This window comes from Gilvirhabdus luticola (assembly GCF_040117515.1).
GTDB classification, from domain to species: Bacteria; Bacteroidota; Bacteroidia; order Flavobacteriales; family Flavobacteriaceae; genus Gilvirhabdus; species Gilvirhabdus luticola.
Map to the genome: position 1 here is coordinate 97,913 of NZ_JBEEEN010000003.1, position 15,362 is coordinate 113,274.

At 30.9% G+C, this 15,362-nt stretch carries 16 protein-coding genes and 1 tRNA gene; 8 read left to right on the plus strand and 9 right to left on the minus strand.

The window, feature by feature from the left end:
* Position 1 precedes the first annotated feature (1 nt).
* From AAFP94_RS07525 to AAFP94_RS07545, 5 genes are read left to right on the plus strand one after another with little or no spacing between them, the layout of a single operon-like run.
* Complete coding sequence (locus AAFP94_RS07525; RefSeq protein WP_316661927.1) at positions 2-1,318, plus strand: BT_3928 family protein; 1,317 nt, start codon at positions 2-4, stop codon at positions 1,316-1,318.
* Positions 1,315-2,391, plus strand: coding sequence for an ABC transporter permease (locus AAFP94_RS07530; protein ID WP_316662089.1), 1,077 nt, complete (start codon positions 1,315-1,317; stop codon positions 2,389-2,391). The genes AAFP94_RS07525 and AAFP94_RS07530 overlap by 4 nt, the downstream gene beginning before the upstream one ends.
* A gap of 3 nt (positions 2,392-2,394) precedes the next feature.
* Positions 2,395-3,144, plus strand: a complete 750-nt coding sequence (gene tpiA / locus AAFP94_RS07535) for a triose-phosphate isomerase (RefSeq protein ID WP_316661928.1) — start codon at positions 2,395-2,397, stop codon at positions 3,142-3,144.
* A gap of 3 nt (positions 3,145-3,147) precedes the next feature.
* Positions 3,148-3,984: a 50S ribosomal protein L11 methyltransferase gene (prmA, locus tag AAFP94_RS07540; RefSeq protein ID WP_316661929.1), complete on the plus strand. Its 837-nt coding sequence runs from the start codon at positions 3,148-3,150 to the stop codon at positions 3,982-3,984.
* Between the two features lie 20 nt (positions 3,985-4,004).
* Positions 4,005-4,280: an ATP-dependent Clp protease adaptor ClpS gene (locus AAFP94_RS07545; RefSeq protein ID WP_316661930.1), complete on the plus strand. Its 276-nt coding sequence runs from the start codon at positions 4,005-4,007 to the stop codon at positions 4,278-4,280.
* Position 4,281: 1 nt separating this feature from the next.
* Here AAFP94_RS07545 and AAFP94_RS07550 read toward each other — a convergent pair whose 3' ends face one another.
* The 6 genes from AAFP94_RS07550 to AAFP94_RS07575 all read right to left on the minus strand — a co-directional run bounded on the left by AAFP94_RS07550 (position 4,282) and on the right by AAFP94_RS07575 (position 8,504).
* A complete protein-coding gene (locus AAFP94_RS07550; RefSeq protein WP_316661931.1) occupies positions 4,282-4,548 on the minus strand; it encodes a heavy-metal-associated domain-containing protein in 267 nt (88 codons plus the stop codon).
* Between the two features lies 1 nt (position 4,549).
* The gene (locus AAFP94_RS07555; protein WP_316661932.1) at positions 4,550-5,956 is read right to left on the minus strand and encodes an MBL fold metallo-hydrolase; all 1,407 of its coding nucleotides are present in this window, start codon (positions 5,954-5,956) and stop codon (positions 4,550-4,552) included.
* Positions 5,957-6,037: 81 nt separating this feature from the next.
* Positions 6,038-6,835, minus strand: a complete 798-nt coding sequence (locus AAFP94_RS07560; RefSeq protein ID WP_316661933.1) for a sulfite exporter TauE/SafE family protein — start codon at positions 6,833-6,835, stop codon at positions 6,038-6,040.
* 1 nt (position 6,836) lies between these two features.
* Positions 6,837-7,250, minus strand: a complete 414-nt coding sequence (locus AAFP94_RS07565; RefSeq protein ID WP_316661934.1) for a DUF6691 family protein — start codon at positions 7,248-7,250, stop codon at positions 6,837-6,839.
* Between the two features lie 2 nt (positions 7,251-7,252).
* Positions 7,253-7,810 (minus strand): YeeE/YedE family protein, encoded by a 558-nt coding sequence (locus AAFP94_RS07570; protein WP_316661935.1) that lies wholly within the window; start codon positions 7,808-7,810, stop codon positions 7,253-7,255.
* Positions 7,811-7,868: 58 nt separating this feature from the next.
* Positions 7,869-8,504: a Crp/Fnr family transcriptional regulator gene (locus AAFP94_RS07575; RefSeq protein WP_316661936.1), complete on the minus strand. Its 636-nt coding sequence runs from the start codon at positions 8,502-8,504 to the stop codon at positions 7,869-7,871.
* 85 nt (positions 8,505-8,589) lie between these two features.
* On the opposite strand from AAFP94_RS07575, the gene AAFP94_RS07580 reads away from it, so the two are divergent.
* Positions 8,590-8,663, plus strand: a tRNA-Arg gene (locus AAFP94_RS07580).
* A 127-nt stretch (positions 8,664-8,790) separates the two neighbouring features.
* Here the strand turns inward: AAFP94_RS07580 and AAFP94_RS07585 are convergent.
* From AAFP94_RS07585 to AAFP94_RS07595, 3 genes are all read right to left on the minus strand, one after another.
* Positions 8,791-10,206 (minus strand): hypothetical protein, encoded by a 1,416-nt coding sequence (locus AAFP94_RS07585; protein ID WP_316661937.1) that lies wholly within the window; start codon positions 10,204-10,206, stop codon positions 8,791-8,793.
* A 233-nt stretch (positions 10,207-10,439) separates the two neighbouring features.
* Positions 10,440-11,153, minus strand: a complete 714-nt coding sequence (locus tag AAFP94_RS07590; RefSeq protein WP_316661938.1) for a LytR/AlgR family response regulator transcription factor — start codon at positions 11,151-11,153, stop codon at positions 10,440-10,442.
* Positions 11,153-12,229, minus strand: coding sequence for a sensor histidine kinase (locus tag AAFP94_RS07595; RefSeq protein ID WP_316661939.1), 1,077 nt, complete (start codon positions 12,227-12,229; stop codon positions 11,153-11,155). The genes AAFP94_RS07590 and AAFP94_RS07595 overlap by 1 nt, the downstream gene beginning before the upstream one ends.
* Positions 12,230-12,544: 315 nt before the next feature.
* Between AAFP94_RS07595 and AAFP94_RS07600 the strand changes: the two genes are divergently transcribed.
* A complete protein-coding gene (locus AAFP94_RS07600; protein WP_316661940.1) occupies positions 12,545-14,383 on the plus strand; it encodes a sodium:solute symporter family protein in 1,839 nt (612 codons plus the stop codon).
* Between the two features lie 3 nt (positions 14,384-14,386).
* On the plus strand, positions 14,387-15,358 hold the full coding sequence (locus tag AAFP94_RS07605; protein WP_316661941.1) for a glycoside hydrolase family 130 protein: 972 nt from the start codon (positions 14,387-14,389) through the stop codon (positions 15,356-15,358).
* The last annotated feature ends 4 nt before the right edge of the window (positions 15,359-15,362 follow it).

Below are 15,362 nucleotides of genomic sequence, written 5' to 3' on the forward strand. Positions count from 1 at the left end.
AATGAAATATATAGTTCACATAAGCAGAATTTTAGTAGGCGTTTTATTTATCATTTCTGGATTAATAAAGCTGAATGACCCTTTAGGGTTTTCATATAAATTGCAGGAATATTTTAGTGCAGATGTCTTAAATCTACCTTTTTTTGAACCTTATGCTTTAATGATTTCTGTTGTTGTAGTAGTTTTTGAAGTTTTATTAGGTGTCTTTTTGCTCATAGGTTATAAACGCAAATTTACGCTTTGGAGTTTACTAGCCATGATTATTTTCTTTACTTTTTTAACATTTTATTCAGCGTATTTTGATAAAGTAAAAGACTGTGGTTGTTTTGGTGATGCATTAAAATTAACGCCTTGGGAAAGCTTTACGAAGGATGTTATTTTACTGATTTTAATCCTAATTCTGTTTTTTGGCAAAAAATACATCAAACCAATATTCAGCAAATTATCAAACACCATTTTGGCATTGTTAAGTTTTATTTTCTGTCTTTGGTTCGGATATCATGTGTTGATGCATTTGCCTTCAAAAGATTTTAGAGCATACAAAATAGGCAACAATATTCAACAAGAAATGAGTGTTCCTGAAGATGCACCTAAACGAGTTGATGAATATACTTGGACGTTTAATGTAAACGGAGAAGAAAAAGAATTTATAACCAATGGTAGTTATCCAGATGTAGATGGTGAATATGTAAGTGTGGAAACCAAAGTGATTGATGAAGGTTATTCTCCAAAGATTTATGATTTTTCTATTGAAACAGAAACTGAAGATTTAACAGAGCAATTTTTAAGTGAAGAACATTTAATAATGATTGTAGCTTATAGCCTCGAACATGCTGAAAAGGATGGTTTGGTTAAATTGAAAAGCCTTTCAGATAAAGCCATAGAGAAAAATTACACAGTCATAGGTTTAACAGCTTCTGGAGAAGATATAAAACAGAAAATAAAGGCTGAATATAATCTGAATTTTGATTTTTATTTGTGTGATGAGAAGGCCTTGAAAACCATTGTTCGTTCCAATCCTGGAGTTTTGGAATTACAAAAAGGTACTGTTATGCAAAAAGTGCATTGGAATGATATTGAAGATTTAAAACTTCCTGAAGTCGAAAAGAAAGTTGTGACAAAAATTGAGGAGCCTTTAGATGTTGCATATTACATTAACGGGGAACTCTCTTCAAAAAATGAGGTTGAAGCATTGGATACTCTAAAAATTGAAAGTGTAAATGTGATAAAAGATTCTATTCAAATAAATGAATTAAATGCTAAAAATAATACATCATACACTGGAATTATTGATGTGACATTAAAACCTGAAAACTGATTAGCTACATTCTAAATAAAATATTTTATGCCTTACTTACATTATTTGGAGTAGTTACAGTTATTTTCTTTCTATTTAATGTACTTCCTGGAGATCCAGCCCAAATGATGCTAGGGCAAAATGAAGATAGTGAGCAGTTGGCTATTATCAAGAAAAAATATGGTTTCGATAAACCTATTCTTACGCAGTATGTTTACTATTTAAACGACTTGTCACCTATTTCTTTTCATTCCAAAGATCAAGAGAATTATACCTTTTTAAGTGAAGGAAAATATACGGCTTCCAATTTATTTAATATTGGACCAACACAAGTTGTTTTAAAACTACCTTATTTACGTGAATCCTTTACCAAACAAGGAAAACCAGTTACTCAAGTTTTATCTGAAACTCTGCCAAATACATTTGTTTTGGCAGTTGCTGCTATTACAATTGCCATACTAATTGGAATTATTTTTGGAATTATTTCGGCATTATACAAAGACACATTTTTAGATAAAGCAATTCAAATATTTAGTACGTTTGGTATGAGTATTCCATCATTTTTCAGTGCTATTTTATTTGCTTGGTTTTTTGGGTTTTTGTTGCATGAATACACCAATTTAGAAATGACAGGAAGTCTTTATGAACTTGATAATTTTGGTGAATCTATGTACATCAAATGGAAAAATTTAATTCTGCCTGCGGTAGTTTTGGGAATTAGACCTTTAGCTGTTATAATTCAATTAATGAGAAATTCACTTTTAGATGTATTGGGTGAAGATTATATTCGTACGGCAAGAGCAAAGGGTTTAACCGAATTTCAAATTATCAGAAAACATGCTTTAAAAAATGCCTTCAATCCAGTTGTAACAGCAATATCAGGTTGGTTCGCTTCTATGCTTGCTGGAGCGGTTTTTGTAGAATATATTTTTGGATGGAATGGTTTGGGAAAAGAAATAGTAAATGCTTTAAATACATTAGATTTGCCTGTAATAATGGGTTCTGTACTTGTTATTGCATTGTTATTTATATTAATCAACATTTTGGTAGACATGATTTATTCGTGGCTAGATCCAAAAGTAAAACTTCAATAAATTATGAGAAAAAACATTGTTGCTGGAAACTGGAAAATGAACAATGATTTACCACAAAGCGAAACCTTAATTGCTGATTTAAAAAAGCAAAAGCAAATATCAAAAGCCAAAGTTATGGTGGCACCAACATTTACCAATTTGTGGCATGCCTTTGAAGCATTACGACAGTTTGATATTGAAGTCATTGCTCAAAATATGCATTTTGCAGAAAATGGAGCTTACACTGGTGAAATTTCGGCAAGTATGCTTAAAAGTGTCGGTGTGAATACCGTTATTTTAGGTCATAGCGAACGTAGAGAATATTTTAATGAATCAGATGAATTATTGGCCAAAAAAGTTGATTCTGCATTAGCTAACGATATGAGTGTAATCTTCTGTTTTGGAGAAGAACTGGCTGATAGAAAATCAGGAAATCAAGAAAGCATAGTAGAGAGTCAAATCAAAAATGCATTATTTCATTTGGATGCATTAGCATTTAACAATATTGTTATGGCCTATGAACCAGTTTGGGCTATAGGTACTGGTGAGACAGCAAGCCCAGAACAAGCACAAGACATGCATGCATTTATAAGAAAAACTTTGGCTAATAAATACGGTAGTGATGTTGCCGATTCTGTTTCCATTCTTTATGGAGGTAGTGTAAAACCAAACAATGCTCAAGAGATTTTTTCAAAACCTGATGTAGATGGTGGATTAATTGGAGGCGCATCACTTAAAGCTGAAGACTTTTTTGCAATTGTGAATGCTTTTTAGTCATTGAAAAATCCAATTTACATAGCCTATTATTTTAAAGCCAATCCTTTACAACCAGCTGTTGAAATTTTAATTGCGGAATTGGGCTATGCAGGTTTTGAAAGTTTTGTTGAAACTGAAGAAGGTGTTACTGCTTATATTCAAAAAGACGATTGGAATCGTAGTATTTTAAATGACATTCAGATATTAAATTCAGATGAATTTCAAATCACTTATACTATTGAAGACATAGAGCAAACCAACTGGAATCAAGAGTGGGAGAAGAATTTCAGTCCAATAGTCGTAGATGGTATTTGTGCCGTTAGAGCTCCTTTTCATGAGAAATTTAATACCAAATATGAAATAATTATCGAGCCTAAAATGAGCTTCGGCACTGGTCATCATGAAACCACTCACATGATGATTCAACATATTTTAAAAAATGATTTCACAAATAAATCGGTTTTGGATATGGGCTGTGGCACTGGTATTTTGGCCATTCTTGCAGAAAAAAAAGGAGCAAAAAAAGTTGAAGCTATTGATGTTGATAATTGGTGCTATATTAATAGTTTAGAAAATGTAGAGAGAAATAATTGTAAAAAAATCACAGTTCAAGAAGGTGATGCTAGTTTGTTAAAAAATAAAAACTACGACATTATTATTGCCAACATTAACCGAAATATTTTGCTAAATGACTTGGAAACTTACACCAAATGTCTAAATAAAAATGGAAAATTGTTTTTAAGTGGGTTTTATAATTCAGATATTTCTGTCATTGAGGCTGAATGCAACAGGTATATGTTAAAATTGGACGAAAATTTTGAAAAAAATAACTGGGTTGCTTTAAAATTTTTAAATTAGTCTAGCTTAAAGAAATAAAGTTGAGTACAAAACACAAGAATTTAGAAGACCTACAGGTAAGAAGTAAGGAAAAGTCGCTTAACGAAATTGTCTTATATAATGATGATGTTAATACTTTTGATCATGTTATAGACACTCTTATTGCGGCTTGTGACCATACACCAGAACAAGCCGAACAATGCTCCTTGATAGTACATTATAAAGGACAATGTACTGTTAAAACTGGTGAGTACGAAGATTTAGAACCAAGATGTACTTTATTGCTCGATGCTGGTTTGAGTGCAGAAATTATTTAATCTAAGAAGTTCTTCCAATCGCACAACTTATATAAGACTTAATTTTTGTAGTCATTACATTTTTATCTCCAACTACTGGGTATCCTAAATTTGCTAATATCTTTTTAGTTTCAATAAGAGTGCTTTCATTGTCATAAATAAATGAAACAGTATTATTTTGATTGTTAACTTGAATATTTGATAAAGCATCAATACTCAATAACTTTTTGGTAATAGTATTAGCACAACCAATGCATTTTAGATTATGTATTTCTACTGTAGTTTTCATTTTATAAGGTTGTTGGACAAACATAATCTGTGACAGGAAGATTTGTGTTTTTAATAGCAGAAAAACCTCCTTCAACATTAATTAAACTGTTAAATCCACGAGCTTTCAAAATTGAGCCTGCAATAACCGAACGATAACCACTAGCACAGTACAGATAATACGTGTTGTTTTTATTAATAGCACTCATGTTATCATTAATAAAGTCTAAAGAAAAATGTTCAGCATTTACTAGATGTGAGCTTTTATACTCACCGTCTTTTCTTACGTCCAAAACATTTAAATTTTGTGATGTTGTTCTTTTTAAAAACTCTTCGATGTCTATAGATTCTAAAGTTTCAGTGTCTTTACCAGCTTTTTTCCAAGCTTCAATACCACCTTCTAGATAACCCAATGTATTATCATAACCAACTCGAGACAATCTGGTAACAGCTTCTTTACTTTTTCCTTTAGGGACAATTAAAAGTAAAGGTTGTTTTAAATCGGTAATCAATGCACCAACCCAAGGTGCAAAAGAACCGTTTAAACCAATAAATATTGAATTAGGTATATGTTCTTTTACAAAATCTTCTTGATTTCTCACATCAAGAACTAATGCTTCTTCATGGTTTGCTAAAGCTTCAAAATTTTCAGGATCTAAAGGATTGTTTCCTGTTTTTAAAACGGTTTCAAAAGTTTCATAGCCAGTTTTATTGAGCATGGCATTTTTTGCAAAATATTGAGGTGGAGGTGGTATACCATCAAGCACTTCTTTTACAAATTCTGCTTCAGTCATATTTTCTCTTAACGCATAATTGGTCTTTTTTTGTTCTCCAATGGTACCAACGGTTTCTTTACTTAAATTTTTACCACAAGCCGAACCTGCACCGTGAGCTGGGTATACAATAACATCGTCTGCCAAAGGCATTATTTTATCTCTCAAAGAATGATAGAGCATTGATGCTAAATCTTCTTTTGTTAAATCAGATTTTATAGCTAAATCTGGTCTTCCAACATCACCTAAAAACAAAGTATCACCAGAAAAAATGGCATAATCTTTACCATTTTCATCAATTAGTAAGTATGTAGTAGATTCTAATGTGTGACCCGGTGTGTGTAATGCTTTAATAGTAATATTTCCTAATTTGAATACTTCATTATCTTTCGCTGCGTGTATTTTGTAGTTGGTTTCGGCTCCAGGACCAAAGACTATAGTTGCACCAGTTTTTTTGGCTAAATCAATATGCCCAGAAACAAAATCTGCATGAAAATGTGTTTCAAAGACATATTTTATTTTGGCATTTTCAGAATTAGCTTTGTCAATATATGCTTGGGTTTCTCGCAAAGGATCCACAATTGCAACTTCACCATTAGACTCTATATAATAAGCTCCTTGAGCTAGACAACCGGTATATATTTGTTCAATTTTCATTTCTTTTTTATATAATATATTTAATTTTAATCAAAGATACAAAACCTTATTTTTTTGTTTGTGACCTTTGTTACACTGATATTAGAAAAGTTCTTTATATATGATATAGAATGCCATTACAAAAGTAAACCACCCGAACCCTTTTTTTAATCTTTTACCGCTAATGAATTTTGATATATAGATACCAATAAATATTCCCATAATTGATATAGCTGTAAAAATAATTAAGAATACCCAATCAATTTCTAAATTATGTAAATCGCCTAAAAATCCAATTAATGATTTCACTGCGATTATTAATAGAGAGGTGCCTATGGCTTTTTTCATTGGTAATTTAGCCAAAACAACCAAGGCAGGAATAATTAAAAATCCACCACCTGCACCTACTAAACCTGTAAGTATACCTACTATTATTCCTTCGACTGCAATAAGTGGATAGTTGTAAACAACAGTTTGGTTTTCTACTATTTTCGTTTTCCTTTTCACAATCATTGAAATTGAAGCTAACAACATGATAATAGCAAAAAAGACCATGATAAAGGTGTTTTTATTTACATCAAAACCACCAATTGTAAAAACTACTTCTGGAATTGCAGGAACAATAAAACGTCTTGTTAAATACACAGCTACGAACGCCGGAATAGAGAAAATAATTGCTGTTTTTGCATCGACAAGTTTCTTTTTAAAATTTTGAAAAGTTCCAAAAATGGATGTAATACCAACTACAAATAAAGAATAAGCCGTTGCTATTATAGGATTAAGACCTATTAGATAAACCAATACAGGAACAGTAAGGATGGAACCACCACCACCTATTAGTCCTAGAACTAAACCAACAATAAGTGCTCCAACATAACCTAAAACAGAATTGATTTCCATATTAATGAGGTAACTTATCTTTTAAAACACCATACATATAAGTCCCGAATAAGGCTGCTAGTATTACAATTAAAACAGAAAATTCACCTGTGCCAACCAAAATATACATTGGTCCAGGACAGGCTCCAGATAATGCCCAACCTAGTCCAAAAATAGATCCACCAATGATATATCGTAAAAATCCTTTTTCTTTTAATGGGACTCTCATTTGGGACCCTTCAATATTTTTGAGCTTCAATTGTTTGGTTAGAAGTAATAGAATAATTCCAGTTACTACTGCAGTGCCAATAATACCATACATGTGGAATGATTCAAACCTGAACATTTCATAAATACGATACCATGATACTGCTTCAGATTTTACTAAAACTATTCCGAAGAAAATTCCTATAGTAAAAAATTTTAAATATTTCATATCTAAAAAATTATTGGAAATATTAAATGTATCATAACCAAACCACCAACAAAGAATCCAATTACAGCTATAAGTGATGGTAATTGTAAGCTACTTAAACCTGTGATGGCATGCCCAGAAGTACAACCATTTGCATATCTAGTACCAAATCCAACTAAAAAACCACCAAATAATAGGATTAAAATTCCTTGAATACTAAAAACAGAATTCCAACTATAAATTTCTGGAGGCAATAAAGATTTACCAGCATTCTTAAAACCTAATTGATTAAGATTTTCTATTGTATCTGGGTTCAATTCAATATTGGTTGGTTCTGATAAGAAAAAATGGGCAATAAAACCACCAAGGACAGCACCTAAAACAACTAAAAGATTCCATTTATGTTCTCTCCAGTCAAAATCAAAAAAAGGAACATTTTTGCCAGCTCCTCCAGCAGCACATATTGTTTTTAGATTTGAAGACATGCCAAATGTTTTTCCGAAATAAACTAGTAAAAACATGATAATAGCAATAAGAGGCCCAGATACGTACCATGGCCAAGGTTGTAAAATAATTTCCATAATTAAATTTGATGCAAATGTATTAGTTGGTTTTTAATCATCATGTAATAAATGTTACTTAAAAAGTTAAAACTTCTATTTTGTTTCTTCCTATTAATATTTTATTATCATTTTCCAATTGTTTTAATAGTCTTGAAACCACTACTCTTGATGTATGTAAATCTTCAGAAATTTGTTGATGTGTAATACTTAAAGTTTTAGACGCATTAAGTTTTACTTGATCAGTGAGGTATTTTAATAGTCGTTCATCCATTTTTAAGAAGGCAAGTGCATCTATTGTTTCTATCATTTCATTAAATCTAATCTCATAACTCTGCAAAATAAAATTTCTCCAACTATCATTATATCTAAACCATTCTGTCATATATTCTATTGGAATCATAATTATGGTTGAGTTCTTATCTGCAACAGCTCTAATTTTACTTTTTGATTTTCGCATGCAACAAGTTAACGACATGGCGCAAGTATCGCCAGACTCCAAAACATATAATAAAAGGTCTTGACCATTATTATCTTCTCGCAAAACTTTAATATTGCCTTCAATTAAAAGAGGAATACTTTTAAGATCTTGACCAGTATCAATGATAATATCATCTTTATTAAAATGTTTTATTTTTCCAACATTTAAAATAGAATTTATGAGTTGCTCATCAAATATGTAACTAAACTTATTAAGAAATTGTTCTTTAATCATGGCTCAAAAATAAGGATTTCCAATTTTGGAATAAATTGTTTGGTCATTTTTTAATAAAAGCATTATATTTGCGTCCCATTTTAAGGGCCTCGTGGCGCAACTGAATAGCGCATCTGATTACGGCTCAGAAGGTTGCAGGTTTGAATCCTGCCGAGGTCACAAATGAAACGCAATTAATTAATATACAGTTAATTGCGTTTTTATTTTTTTTGTATTAAAACTTCTCTGTTGTCGTTTAAATTCTTTTTTTTACTTCAGTTATGAAGATTTACACGTTACATTTTGATTAGTCATTTTTGTTTGATTTATTGAAAATTGTATTTACTTTTTGGTCGAGAAGTGGGACTTCTAGTCCAATCATGAACTGCCAGCGATAGTATTTAAGGTCGGCTGGATTGGAAATATTTGGATTTATACCATCTATATTAAGTTTTGAAGGAATTAATAGTTCATTAGAACCTTGGGTATAAGTAACTCCAAAAATGATGTTAGCCCAATCTAAATTCCAATCTATACCAGTACTAAAATGATAAAAATCTACACCGCTATTAACATCCATAGCATTATCGGAAGACAAATCAAAAATATTCGTATTGGATTTATAAGCATTGAAATCGGTACTGAATCCAAAATAAGATTTAAAATTATCTGTCAAATAAATTTCTGCTCCAGTTCCAAAGTTTATAACACTATTGCGTTTTTCATCAAAAATAACATAGACTAAATCATCTTCATCAATATCAATACTGGGAATATCTATTCTACTATAGTTTTTAATTTTATTAACGAAATCTACATTGAAAAGTAATTGACCTTTGCCGATAGGGATGCCTGCTCCTAGTGAAATACTTAATGGCTCTTTTCGTTTGCTGTCAAGCGACTTAAAATAATATTCATGGTATTGATCGTAATCTGCTCCAACTCCAGCAATTATATCTCTATAATTAAACTCTCCTTTTTCATAAATTTCCAGATACGGTAATTGTATATTTAATCCTAAATCAAATTTGTTAAAATGGTAGTTTGCTCCAATTTTTGCAAAAATACCATAGGATGTTTGTTTGAATCGAATATAGTTCTCATAATAAGCAACTGTATTTTCTAAAGATTCTATGGTGTGATTTATTTTTGTACTAGATCTATATGTATAGATGCTACCAAAAGCAGATATACCTAAACTCATTTTGTCATTTACTTTATAAGCCCAAGTTATTCCCGACCAATCTTCATTGATTTTTGAAAACAGTTCTAAATTATTCTTATAGTTTGTGACATCAGGAAAGTCTTCCAAGATATCATTATTTATAAAGTTGCTTTTATAATTTAAGTTGACATTACTTCTATTTTTTGTTATGTATGAATATGCAAAACGAGTTCCAAGAAGGTTGAAAATCCCACCGGCCATGGTAGGAACACCATTAAAATCTGTATTTTCTAATTTTCCATTATCCTCATTGAAATTTAATAATTTGACAGAGGCTAATTCATATGCTTGAGCGTTAAAGGAAATTAATCCATTTTCAACTTCAGATAAACGTGCAGGATTGTAATAGGTTAGCCCTAAGTCATCAACACTACCAGTAACATTTCCAGAAAGTAAAATAGAACGATTACCATAACTATTAAACTTGTAATTACCTTGTTGAGTGAAGCCATAATACCCCAAAAAAATAAGCGCAACGAAAACCGATTTATTGTACATAAATATTGATTTGCCTATTTAGCATTAATTAAAAATAAAGATATGGAATACCTAGGTAAAGAACATTTAAGCACATTACTTATTTTGATTTTTTTACTTAAACGAATTGATATTATTTAATCAATGATTATAGAAAAGATTACATCACTTTAGATTAAATTTTTGATAAATTTTATCTTTTTCAACCCCGACTTTTTAAAAGCAATTGATTTGTTTTGAATAATAACAGACCTCTAAGGCAGATTATTGTTAAGCAAAATGCTTTTTGTTTCGTTTAAGTAACTTCTGCCAATAGTATATCTAATTCCCGCAATTTCAACACTATTTCCTTCTATAGCCTCAACTTTTTCAATTGATATGGTATAAGAACGATGAATTCTTATGAATTTTTCGGACGGTAAATTGTCGGTGAAACTTCCTAAAGTTTGATGTACAATATACTTGTTGCTAGTGGTATTTATTTTTATATAATCTTTTAGACTTTCTACAGTAAGAATCTCGTCGAGAAAAATTTTCTGCATTTTTTTTTTGTTAATGTTAACAAAAATATAAGCTCTTTCAGTAGCTTTCACAGTATCACTATTTTCGTACCCCTTAACTTTAAAGGCTTTATTAACGGCCATCACAAATCTGTAGAATGGAATTGGTTTGACTAGATAATCCAACACTTCTAATTCGTAACTCTCTACAGCAAACTCATGATGCGCAGTGGTTATAATTGTCAAAGGTTTTTTTGTTAAACTTTTCAGAAGATTAAGACCATCTAATAAAGGCATATTGATATCAAGAAAGAGTAAATCTACATCATTAGCTCTAATAAACTCAATACTTTTAATAGCATTATTAAAAGAATTCAATAATTCTAATCCTGGAGTCTCATCAATATAACTCTTGATAACATTGATTGCTAAAGGCTCATCATCTACTATAACACATTTCAAATTCATTAAACTTTAATTTTTAAATCAACAACATACTCAACATCATTATCATTAATTTCAAGTTTGTAATCTTCCTTATTATAGCCCAATTCAAGCCTTTTTTTCACATTTCCAATTCCAATTCCACCTTGTTTGTCGTTTAAAACATTATGGTTAATTTTTGTTGGAATAGGGTTAGAAACCCTAAAGTAAAGAAAATTTTCAACGATATTGAAATCAATTTTTATTTCTATTTCACCTACATTTTTGTTAGCGCCATGTTTAAAGGCATTTTCTATAAATGCTAATAATAGCATAGGAGCAATCTTCTTGCCTTCTATATCACCTGAAATGTTCAAATTAATGGTCAAAAGATTTCCGTATCTAATACGTTCTAAATCCAAATAGTTTTGAAGACAAATTATTTCTTTTTTCAAGCTTTGTCTTTTCTGCTTGGTTTCATAAAGAAGATAACGCATCAATTCAGACAATTTTAAAATTGTTTTAGGAGCTCTGTCTGATTTTTCTATTGTAAGTGAATATATGTTATTAAGGGTATTAAAAAAAAAATGAGGTGACACTTGCGATCTTAAAAAGCGTAGTTCAGTTTCAAGTTGTAACTTTTCTAAATCTATGAGTCTTTTATGCTCCTTAAGCCAATCTATAGTTACCTTAATTGCAGTAACAAATGTAATGACATACAATTCACCGAGCATGGTTTGAATTGCATAATTTAAAGTTAGTTCAGTAGTTTCTGGTCCTTCGGGCCATACATTAGTACTTAATAGATAATAAGTTAAATTGAATTTTACCAAAAGCATTACGAACAAAGACGCCAAAACTGCAAGCGCATAAATGATATACTTTCTGGTATAAACAAACTTTGGCATTAAATAATAAATATTGAAATAAGTCAAGGTCATATGAATACTAAATCCTAATAAAGTAGATTCAAATGCATAACGAAAATCATTGTAATAAATAGCCCATTTAAATGTTGTAAACAAAAAGTAAATTACCCAAAAGATAACATGGTGTCTTACAGTAATCTGGAATTTATTTTTCCCTTTTATTTTAAAATACTCCTTTAGTCCTTTAAGCATAATTATTAGTAGTCTTTTAAGGCGTTTAGCTTTTAAAGATAGTTATTGGTCTAAAAATATTCGTACAAAACTTAAAATTATAAATATTTATGACAATGTTAAGTTTCTGACACTTTTGTTTAAGTCTTTTTTTATTTTTTCAAAAGTGCTTAAGAGGTTATTGTTGAGCAAAAATAATACAATTAATATTACGATAATAGTCTTAAAGGGCTTTGTTGATATAAATTAATTCAGCATTTTTTTGCTTAAAAAGGAATATTAATAACACGTTGTGTTTTAATTATTAAAGTTAATATAGAATTCAAGATAGAAAGAATGAATTTAGCAACTATAGATATATTAATAATCGTTTTTTATATAATTATCACGGTTTTATTTGGTTTATATGTTTCTAAAAAAGCCTCAAAAAGTTTAACATCTTATTTTCTAGGCGGTAATGAAATACCATGGTATTATTTAGGCCTTTCAAATGCATCTGGCATGTTCGATATTTCAGGAACAATGTGGGCCGTTACTATAATGTTTGTATATGGTTTAAAAAGTGCTTGGTTACCTTGGTCTTGGCCCGTATGGAATCAGGTTTTTGTATTTGTTTTTTTGGCAGCATGGTTGAGAAGATCTAATGTAATGACAGGAGCGCAATGGATTACTTATCGCTTTGGTGAAGGTTTAGGTGCGCGTTTATCTCACATCATTGTTACTGTATTTGCAGTTATTAGCACACTAGGTTTTATTGCTTACTTTTTTGAAGGTATTGGCAAATTTGTAGTAATCTTTTTCCCATGGGATTTATCATTTCATATAGGAGCTTTTCAAGTTTTATCTGAACAATCTTATGCATTGATTATAATAGGAATAACAACTTTATATACTCTTAAAGGAGGTATGTATAGTGTAGTAGCAACTGAAGTTTTACAGTTTTTAATAATGACTGTTTCCTGTTTGGTTATTGGGTATATTGCCTTTACAAGTGTAACCTTTGCTCAAGTTGATGCCGCAGTGCCAGCAAATTGGAAAGATTTATTTTTTGGAATGCATTTAGATTTAGATTGGACTGGCTATATAGATAGTGTTAACCAAAAAATCGATGAAGATGGATTTTCTCTTTTTGGGTTCTTTTTTATGATGATGATATTTAAAGGCATTTTTGCTAGTCTAGCCGGACCTGTTCCTAGTTATGATATGCAAAGAGTTCTATCTACTAAGAATCCTGTTGATGCTTCCAAAATGAGTGCTTTGACCATTGTTGTTCTTTCAGTCCCAAGATATTTAATGATTGCTGGTTTTGCTGTATTGTGTCTTGTATATATGGGACCAGAATTACAAGGTTTGGGATCAGGATTTGATTTTGAAACGATACTTCCTGAAGCCATAAATCGGTTTGTCCCTATTGGTGTAAAAGGATTGCTACTAGCTGGTTTACTGGCTGCTTTTATGGGAACTTTTGCGGCTTTTATTAATTCAGCACCAGCATATTTAGTTAATGATATTTATAAAAAATATATAAATCCCAATGCTGCTAATAAAACATATATAAGATATAGCTATTTATCTTCAGTCTTTATTGTGGTTGTTGGATTAATTGGTGGTTTTTTTGCTTCATCAATTAACTCATTGACATTGTGGTTAACCTTTGGTTTATATGGAGGATATGCAGCGGCAAATGTTTTGAAATGGATTTGGTGGCGATTTAACTCCTATGGGTATTTTGGTGGTATGCTCGCTGGTCTTATTGCTTCGACATTACTTCCAAAAATTTTTGAGGACACATCTTCTATATTTTTGTTTCCTTATGTATTATTAATTTCTTTTATTGGCTGCGCTTTGGGAGTATATCTAGCCAAGCCAGATGATATGAAAGTGCTAAAACATTTTTATAGAACTACAAAACCTTGGGGCTTTTGGAAACCAGTTATATCAGAAATAAGGAAGGATGATCAAGCTTTTGTTCAAAATAAAACCTTTAAGTTGGATATGTTGAATTGTATTATTGGAATTGTTTGGCAAATGACTTTTGTTTTGGCACCAATGTATTTAATAATTAAAGAATATAATAGTTTGTATATTGTATTGGCCATTATGGTTATAACGTCTGTTATTTTAAAATTGACATGGTATAACAAACTGGCAGATAAAGAATCAAAGGTTGGTTAAATAATGAAAGTAAATTTTCCTTGGGAAGAAAGACCAATTAACTCTAGTGATGTTATTTGGAGGTATAGCGATAATCCAATTATCAGAAGGAATCAAATAGCTTCATCAAATAGCATATTTAATAGCGCTGTTGTTCCTTTTAAGGATGGTTATGCTGGTGTTTTTCGTTGCGACAATAAAGCAGTCCAGATGAATATCCATTCTGGTTTCAGTACAGATGGAATCAATTGGGAAATAAATCCAGAACCAATAGTTTTTAGTCCTCATGGCAATACAGAAGTTTTTGGAGATTACAAGTATGACCCTCGTGTCGTTTTTATTGAAGACCGTTACTGGATTACCTGGTGTGAAGGTCACAATGGCCCAACCATTGGAGTAGGATATACCTTTGATTTTAAAGAATTTTTTCAGAGTGAAAATGCTTTTTTACCCTTTAATAGAAATGGTGTACTCTTTCCTAAAAAAATACAAGGGAAATATGTAATGTTAAGTAGGCCTAGTGATAATGGCCATACAGCTTTTGGAGATATATATTTAAGTTATAGTCCTGATATGAAATATTGGGGAGAACACAAACACGTTATGTCACCTACATCTTTTAAAGATAGCGCATGGCAATGTACAAAAGTAGGAGCAGGGTCAGTTCCATTTTTAACACAAGAAGGATGGCTCATGTTTTATCATGGCGTTATTACAACTTGTAATGGTTTTAGATATGCTATGGGATCAGTAATTCTTGATAAAGAAAACCCACATATTGTTAGATACAGAACACAACCTTATTTGTTAACGCCTTCTACAACCTATGAGCAGATAGGAGATGTCGCTAATGTTATTTTTCCTTGTGCAAGCTTGTATGATGAAGAAAAAGATAGAGTATCCATATATTATGGTGCTGCAGATACGGTTGTTGCTTTGGCATTTGGAAGAATAAGTGAAATAATTAAGTATACAAAAGAAAATAGTTTGAAATAAATTA

What these genes read in the sequence shown, in the direction of transcription:
- AAFP94_RS07550 (WP_316661931.1), bottom strand. Translation starts at nt 4,548, where the DNA reads ATGAAAACTACAGTAGAAATACATAATCTAAAATGCATTGGTTGTGCT.
- AAFP94_RS07560 (WP_316661933.1), bottom strand. Translation starts at nt 6,835, where the DNA reads ATGGAAATCAATTCTGTTTTAGGTTATGTTGGAGCACTTATTGTTGGT.
- AAFP94_RS07570 (WP_316661935.1), bottom strand. Translation starts at nt 7,810, where the DNA reads ATGGAAATTATTTTACAACCTTGGCCATGGTACGTATCTGGGCCTCTT.
- AAFP94_RS07585 (WP_316661937.1), bottom strand. Translation starts at nt 10,206, where the DNA reads ATGTACAATAAATCGGTTTTCGTTGCGCTTATTTTTTTGGGGTATTAT.
- AAFP94_RS07525 (WP_316661927.1), top strand. Translation starts at nt 2, where the DNA reads ATGAAATATATAGTTCACATAAGCAGAATTTTAGTAGGCGTTTTATTT.
- AAFP94_RS07590 (WP_316661938.1), bottom strand. Translation starts at nt 11,153, where the DNA reads ATGAATTTGAAATGTGTTATAGTAGATGATGAGCCTTTAGCAATCAAT.
- AAFP94_RS07575 (WP_316661936.1), bottom strand. Translation starts at nt 8,504, where the DNA reads ATGATTAAAGAACAATTTCTTAATAAGTTTAGTTACATATTTGATGAG.
- AAFP94_RS07565 (WP_316661934.1), bottom strand. Translation starts at nt 7,250, where the DNA reads ATGAAATATTTAAAATTTTTTACTATAGGAATTTTCTTCGGAATAGTT.
- AAFP94_RS07555 (WP_316661932.1), bottom strand. Translation starts at nt 5,956, where the DNA reads ATGAAAATTGAACAAATATATACCGGTTGTCTAGCTCAAGGAGCTTAT.
- AAFP94_RS07605 (WP_316661941.1), top strand. Translation starts at nt 14,387, where the DNA reads ATGAAAGTAAATTTTCCTTGGGAAGAAAGACCAATTAACTCTAGTGAT.
- AAFP94_RS07600 (WP_316661940.1), top strand. Translation starts at nt 12,545, where the DNA reads ATGAATTTAGCAACTATAGATATATTAATAATCGTTTTTTATATAATT.
- tpiA (WP_316661928.1), top strand. Translation starts at nt 2,395, where the DNA reads ATGAGAAAAAACATTGTTGCTGGAAACTGGAAAATGAACAATGATTTA.
- AAFP94_RS07595 (WP_316661939.1), bottom strand. Translation starts at nt 12,229, where the DNA reads ATGCTTAAAGGACTAAAGGAGTATTTTAAAATAAAAGGGAAAAATAAA.